Origin of the sequence: Shigella sp. FJ200513, assembly GCF_040495915.1 — a bacterium.
Classification (GTDB): Bacteria; Pseudomonadota; Gammaproteobacteria; order Enterobacterales; family Enterobacteriaceae; genus ECMA0423.
On sequence record NZ_JBDYCV010000003.1, the window covers coordinates 82,829 to 89,793 of the forward strand.

Sequence of the window (6,965 nt, forward strand, 5' to 3'; positions counted from 1 at the left end):
TTGATCCGAAAAGATGAACTCAAACCATGATGAATGATTCGTTCTGCCGCATTATTGCGGGTGAAATTCAGGCGCGCCCGGAACAGGTTGACGCTGCCGTTCGCCTGCTTGACGAAGGGAATACCGTGCCGTTTATCGCACGTTATCGTAAGGAAATCACCGGCGGTCTGGATGACACGCAGCTGCGTAATCTGGAAACGCGTCTGAGCTATCTGCGCGAGCTGGAAGAGAGACGTCAGGCGATCCTCAAATCCATTTCCGAGCAAGGCAAACTCACCGATGATCTGGCGAAGGCCATCAACGCCACCCTAAGCAAAACCGAACTCGAAGACCTCTACCTGCCCTACAAACCTAAACGCCGCACCCGCGGGCAAATCGCCATTGAAGCAGGGCTTGAGCCGTTGGCTGACCTGCTGTGGAGCGATCCGTCACACACGCCAGAAGTCGCCGCTGCACAATATGTTGATGCCGATAAAGGCGTGGCAGATACCAAAGCCGCGCTGGATGGCGCGCGCTATATCCTGATGGAACGGTTTGCCGAAGATGCCACGCTGCTGGCGAAAGTGCGTGATTATCTGTGGAAGAACGCGCATTTGGTTTCTACGGTGGTGAGCGGTAAAGAAGAGGAAGGGGCGAAATTCCGCGACTATTTCGATCATCACGAACCGTTGTCCACGGTGCCTTCTCACCGCGCGCTGGCGATGTTCCGTGGGCGTAACGAAGGCGTACTCCAGCTTTCGCTGAATGCCGATCCGCAGTTCGATGAGCCGCCCAAAGAGAGCTATTGCGAGCAAATCATCATGGATCACCTTGGCCTGTGCCTGAACAATGCCCCGGCGGATAGCTGGCGCAAAAGCGTAGTGAGCTGGACCTGGCGCATCAAGGTGCTGATGCATCTGGAAACCGAACTGATGGGTACCGTGCGCGAACGCGCGGAAGATGAAGCAATCAACGTCTTTGCCCGTAACCTGCACGATCTGCTGATGGCGGCCCCTGCCGGACTGCGTGCAACGATGGGCCTCGATCCGGGTCTGCGTACCGGGGTAAAAGTGGCGGTGGTCGATGCCACTGGCAAACTGGTGGCGACCGATACCATTTACCCGCACACCGGACAAGCCGCAAAAGCAGCGATGACCGTTGCTGCCTTGTGTGAAAAACATAACGTTGAACTGGTGGCGATCGGCAACGGTACAGCTTCCCGCGAAACTGAACGTTTCTATCTCGACGTGCAGAAGCAGTTCCCGAAAGTGACCGCACAGAAAGTGATCGTCAGCGAAGCTGGCGCGTCGGTTTACTCAGCTTCCGAGCTGGCAGCGCAGGAGTTCCCGGATCTCGACGTTTCGCTGCGTGGTGCGGTATCTATCGCCCGCCGTTTGCAGGATCCGCTGGCGGAGCTGGTGAAAATCGATCCGAAATCTATCGGCGTAGGTCAGTATCAGCATGACGTCAGCCAGACGCAACTGGCCCGCAAACTGGATGCAGTAGTAGAAGACTGCGTAAACGCCGTTGGCGTCGATCTCAACACCGCTTCTGTTCCGCTATTAACCCGCGTGGCGGGCCTGACGCGCATGATGGCGCAAAACATCGTGGCCTGGCGCGATGAGAACGGCCAGTTCCAGAACCGTCAGCAACTGCTGAAAGTCAGCCGTCTGGGGCCGAAAGCCTTCGAGCAGTGCGCGGGCTTCCTGCGCATTAACCACGGTGATAACCCGCTGGACGCCTCTACCGTTCATCCGGAAGCCTATCCGGTGGTGGAACGCATTCTGGCAGCAACACAGCAGGCACTGAAAGATCTGATGGGTAACAGCAGCGAACTGCGTAACCTGAAAGCGTCTGACTTTACTGATGAAAAATTCGGTGTGCCGACAGTAACTGACATCATCAAAGAGCTGGAAAAACCGGGTCGCGATCCGCGTCCGGAATTTAAAACCGCTCAGTTTGCCGATGGCGTCGAGACAATGAACGACCTGCAACCGGGTATGATCCTCGAAGGCGCAGTGACCAACGTCACCAACTTTGGCGCGTTTGTCGATATTGGCGTGCATCAGGACGGCCTGGTTCACATCTCTTCATTGTCGAACAAGTTTGTGGAAGATCCGCATACCGTGGTGAAAGCGGGCGACATTGTGAAGGTGAAAGTGCTGGAAGTGGATCTTCAGCGTAAACGTATCGCCCTGACTATGCGTCTGGACGAGCAGCCTGGCGAAACCAACTCTCGTCGCGGCGGCGGTAATGAACGCCCGCAAAACAACCGTCCGGCAGCCAAACCACGCGGTCGTGAAGCGCAGCCTGCCGGTAATAGCGCGATGATGGATGCGCTGGCGGCAGCGATGGGTAAAAAACGTTAAACGCCCGGACTGGCCCCTAAACCTGCGCGATAAGGCGTTCACGCCGCATCTGGCAACGAACGCTTTGCCTGACATAAAAGTGCCGGAGAATATCTCCGGCACTTTTATTCCACAGCCAAACTCACAATATACTCCGTTAATATTTATCACTTCATTAACAACTGAAACCTTAATTAAACATTAGCCAGTCCGGGTAACTCACTATTCGAATTATATTTTCGCTGCGATATAACCTTGAGCCACATCAACATTGAGTCAGATTATTATTCAAACCAACATTCGCACACATTTTAAGTATTGCTGATAGAAACCATTCTCATTATCATTGTGTTGTTGATTATTTAATCTCTCCTTTGTTGGCAAATCATCTGGTCTCATGTCGCGGTCAAACGCCCCATGAGGTAGTTATCCAGTTAATGAGAAACAAGTAGGCACCTATGCAATACACTCCAGATACTGCGTGGAAAATCACTGGCTTTTCCCGTGAAATCAGCCCGGCATATCGCCAAAAACTGCTTTCTCTAGGCATGTTACCTGGCTCCTCTTTTGATGTGGTGCGCGTCGCTCCACTCGGCGACCCCATTCATATCGAAACCCGTCGTGTGAGCCTGGTATTACGCAAAAAAGATCTGGCCTTATTAGAAGTGGAAGCGGTTTCCTGTTAATACGGTGATAACAACAATGAAAAAATTAACCATTGGCTTAATTGGTAATCCAAATTCTGGCAAGACAACCTTATTTAACCAGCTCACTGGCGCACGTCAGCGTGTAGGTAACTGGGCTGGCGTTACCGTCGAACGTAAAGAAGGGCAATTCTCCACCACCGATCATCAGGTCACGCTGGTGGACCTGCCCGGCACCTATTCTCTGACCACCATCTCATCGCAGACCTCGCTCGATGAGCAAATCGCCTGTCACTACATTTTGAGTGGCGACGCCGACCTGCTGATTAACGTGGTGGATGCGTCTAACCTTGAGCGTAACCTGTACCTGACGCTGCAACTGCTGGAACTCGGCATTCCCTGCATCGTGGCGCTGAACATGCTCGACATTGCCGAGAAGCAAAATATTCGTATTGAAATTGATGCTCTATCGGCACGTCTTGGCTGCCCGGTGATCCCGCTGGTTTCAACCCGTGGTCGCGGTATTGAAGCGCTCAAGCTGGCGATTGATCGCTATAAAGCTAACGAGAATGTGGAACTGGTGCATTACGCACAGCCGCTACTCAACGAAGCAGATTCACTGGCAAAAGTGATGCCTTCCGACATCCCGCTGAAACAACGTCGCTGGCTGGGCCTGCAAATGCTGGAAGGCGATATCTACAGCCGCGCCTACGCCGGTGAAGCGTCGCAGCATCTGGATGCCACCCTCGCCCGTCTGCGTAATGAAATGGATGATCCGGCGCTGCACATTGCCGATGCGCGTTACCAGTGCATTGCTGCCATCTGTGATGTGGTAAGCAACACCCTGACGGCAGAACCCAGCCGTTTCACCACTGCGGTAGATAAAATCGTGCTCAACCGTTTCCTCGGTCTGCCGATTTTCCTCTTTGTGATGTACCTGATGTTCCTGCTGGCTATCAACATCGGCGGGGCGTTACAGCCGCTGTTTAACGTCGGCTCCGTGGCGCTATTTGTGCATGGTATTCAATGGATTGGCTACACGCTCCACTTCCCGGACTGGCTGACTATCTTCCTCGCCCAGGGCCTGGGTGGCGGTATTAACACCGTGCTGCCACTGGTGCCGCAGATCGGCATGATGTACCTGTTCCTCTCCTTCCTTGAGGACTCCGGCTATATGGCGCGTGCAGCGTTTGTGATGGACCGCCTGATGCAGGCGCTGGGCTTGCCGGGGAAATCCTTTGTGCCGCTGATCGTCGGTTTCGGTTGTAACGTACCGTCGGTAATGGGCGCACGTACGCTTGATGCACCGCGTGAACGTCTGATGACCATCATGATGGCACCGTTTATGTCCTGCGGCGCGCGTCTGGCTATCTTCGCAGTATTCGCGGCTGCCTTCTTCGGGCAGAACGGTGCCCTGGCGGTTTTCTCGCTGTATATGCTCGGTATCGTGATGGCGGTGCTGACTGGCCTGATGCTCAAGTACACCATCATGCGCGGTGAAGCGACGCCGTTTGTCATGGAGCTGCCGGTCTACCATGTACCACACGTTAAAAGCCTGATTATCCAGACCTGGCAGCGTCTGAAGGGCTTCGTTCTGCGTGCTGGTAAAGTGATTATCATCGTCAGCATTTTCCTGAGCGCTTTCAACAGCTTCTCGTTGAGCGGGAAAATCGTCGATAACATCAACGACTCGGCGCTGGCTTCCGTCAGCCGGGTGATAACCCCTGTCTTCAAGCCGATTGGCGTACATGAAGATAACTGGCAGGCAACGGTTGGCCTGTTTACGGGCGCAATGGCAAAAGAAGTGGTGGTGGGTACGCTCAACACCCTCTACACCGCAGAAAATATTCAGGACGAAGAGTTCAATCCGGCGGAATTCAACCTCGGTGAAGAGCTGTTCAGTGCGGTAGATGAAACCTGGCAGAGCCTGAAAGACACCTTCAGCCTTAGCGTACTGATGAACCCCATTGAAGCTAGCAAAGGCAACGGTGAAATGGGTACCGGGGCGATGGGCGTGATGGATCAGAAATTCGGTAGCGCAGCTGCCGCATACAGCTACCTGATTTTCGTCCTGCTGTATGTACCATGTATCTCGGTGATGGGAGCCATCGCCCGTGAATCAAGCCGTGGCTGGATGGGCTTCTCCATCCTGTGGGGGCTGAATATCGCTTACTCACTGGCAACATTGTTCTATCAGGTCGCCAGCTACAGTCAGCACCCAACTTACAGCCTGGTGTGCATTCTGGCGGTAATCCTGTTTAACATCGTAGCTATCGGTCTGCTGCGCCGCGCGCGTAGCCGGGTGGATATCGAACTGCTGGCAACCCGCAAGTCGGTAAGCAGTTGCTGCGCAGCCAGCACCACCGGTGATTGCCATTAATGGCTTCACTTATTCAGGTACGTGATTTGCTGGCGTTACGGGGCCGTATGGAAGCGACCCAGATAAGCCAGACATTGAACACTCCGCAGCCAATGATTAACGCCATGCTGCAACAGCTGGAAAGCATGGGCAAAGCCGTGCGGATTCAGGAAGAACCTGACGGCTGCCTCTCTGGCAGTTGTAAAAGCTGCCCGGAAGGCAAAGCCTGTCTGCGCGAGTGGTGGGCGCTGCGTTAACCATACTCCATCGCCTGTTTTGAAAAGCCCGGTATGCGTTTGCATCCGGGCTTTTTTGCGTGCGGCTTTCCATAAAAATGCAATTCTTGCAGCGCAACGTAAGTTCCTCTGAAAGCGTCTCGCAGGGATGAAAACTCGCTAATGCACAGATGTGGAGTGGCGCGTAGAGTCGCGGCATTCAAACAACAGGTGAAGGAACGCCATGAGTAAAAAGCAGAGTTCCACCCCACATGATGCGCTGTTCAAACTCTTTTTACGCCAACCGGAGACGGCACGCGATTTTCTTGCGTTTCATTTACCGGCACCCATTCACGCGCTCTGTGATATGAAAACCCTCAAGCTGGAGTCGAGGAGCTTTATTGATGACGATCTGCGTGAAAGCTATTCCGATGTGCTGTGGTCGGTGAAAACGGAACAAGGACCAGGATACATCTATTGTCTGATTGAACATCAAAGCACCTCAAACAAACTGATCGCATTTCGCATGATGCGTTACGCTATTGCCGCAATGCAAAATCACCTTGATGCTGGATACAAAACGTTGCCGATGGTGGTGCCATTGTTGTTTTACCACGGTATTGAAAGCCCCTATCCCTATTCGCTGTGTTGGCTGGATTGTTTCGCCGATCCCAAACTGGCAAGGCAGCTTTATGCCTCCGCATTTCCGCTGATTGATGTCACCGTCATGCCTGATGATGAAATCATGCAGCACCGACGTATGGCGCTGCTGGAGTTAATTCAAAAACATATTCGTCAACGCGATCTGATGGGGCTGGTAGAGCAAATGGCCTGCTTATTAAGTAGTGGATACGCTAATGACAGACAAATCAAAGGGCTGTTTAATTACATACTGCAAACTGGCGACGCTGTACGTTTTAACGATTTTATCGACGGCGTTGCCGAACGTTCACCGAAACACAAGGAGAGTTTAATGACTATTGCGGAAAGATTGCGGCAGGAGGGGGAACAATCCAAAGCCCTGCATATAGCCAAAATAATGCTTGAATCCGGAGTCCCTCTTGCAGACATCATGCGATTTACCGGGCTGTCAGAAGAAGAGTTGGCTGCGGCGAGTAGACTGGCCCCCTGAATCTCCAGACAACCAGTATCACTTATTTAAGTGATAGTCTTAATACTAGTTTTTAGACTAGTCATTGGAGAACAGATGATTGATGTCTTAGGGCCGGAGAAACGCAGACGGCGTACCACACAGGAAAAGATCGCAATTGTTCAGCAGAGCTTTGAACCGGGGATGACGGTCTCCCTCGTTGCCCGGCAACATGGTGTAGCAGCCAGCCAGTTATTTCTCTGGCGTAAGCAATACCAGGAAGGAAGTCTTACTGCTGTGGCCGCCGGAGAACAGGTTGTTCCTGCCTCT

General features: G+C 53.0%; 6 protein-coding genes. All 6 read left to right on the top strand.

Features of this window, described 5'->3' with window-relative positions:
- The first annotated feature begins 26 nt into the window (after positions 1-26).
- The gene (locus ABZJ92_RS01695) at positions 27-2,348 is read left to right on the top strand and encodes a Tex family protein (protein WP_353765422.1); all 2,322 of its coding nucleotides are present in this window, start codon (positions 27-29) and stop codon (positions 2,346-2,348) included.
- Between the two features lie 437 nt (positions 2,349-2,785).
- Positions 2,786-3,013 carry a ferrous iron transporter A gene (gene feoA / locus ABZJ92_RS01700; RefSeq protein ID WP_001200453.1) on the top strand — a complete coding sequence of 76 codons (228 nt, stop codon included), beginning with the start codon at positions 2,786-2,788 and terminating at the stop codon, positions 3,011-3,013.
- Positions 3,014-3,029: 16 nt separating this feature from the next.
- A complete protein-coding gene (gene feoB / locus ABZJ92_RS01705) occupies positions 3,030-5,351 on the top strand; it encodes a Fe(2+) transporter permease subunit FeoB (RefSeq protein WP_000737027.1) in 2,322 nt (773 codons plus the stop codon).
- Complete coding sequence (feoC, locus tag ABZJ92_RS01710; protein ID WP_001295699.1) at positions 5,351-5,587, top strand: [Fe-S]-dependent transcriptional repressor FeoC; 237 nt, start codon at positions 5,351-5,353, stop codon at positions 5,585-5,587. The genes feoB and feoC overlap by 1 nt, the downstream gene beginning before the upstream one ends.
- A 202-nt stretch (positions 5,588-5,789) precedes the next feature.
- Positions 5,790-6,677 carry a recombination-promoting nuclease RpnA gene (gene rpnA / locus ABZJ92_RS01715; protein ID WP_000039077.1) on the top strand — a complete coding sequence of 296 codons (888 nt, stop codon included), beginning with the start codon at positions 5,790-5,792 and terminating at the stop codon, positions 6,675-6,677.
- A gap of 75 nt (positions 6,678-6,752) precedes the next feature.
- Positions 6,753-6,965, top strand: a 213-nt coding sequence (locus tag ABZJ92_RS01720) for a transposase (RefSeq protein WP_000567695.1), incomplete at its 3' end; no start/stop codon positions are given.

Excerpts from the sequence above, each read along its gene's own strand:
- rpnA (WP_000039077.1), top strand. The coding sequence starts at position 5,790 with ATGAGTAAAAAGCAGAGTTCCACCCCACATGATGCGCTGTTCAAACTC.
- ABZJ92_RS01695 (WP_353765422.1), top strand. The coding sequence starts at position 27 with ATGATGAATGATTCGTTCTGCCGCATTATTGCGGGTGAAATTCAGGCG.
- feoA (WP_001200453.1), top strand. The coding sequence starts at position 2,786 with ATGCAATACACTCCAGATACTGCGTGGAAAATCACTGGCTTTTCCCGT.
- feoC (WP_001295699.1), top strand. The coding sequence starts at position 5,351 with ATGGCTTCACTTATTCAGGTACGTGATTTGCTGGCGTTACGGGGCCGT.
- feoB (WP_000737027.1), top strand. The coding sequence starts at position 3,030 with ATGAAAAAATTAACCATTGGCTTAATTGGTAATCCAAATTCTGGCAAG.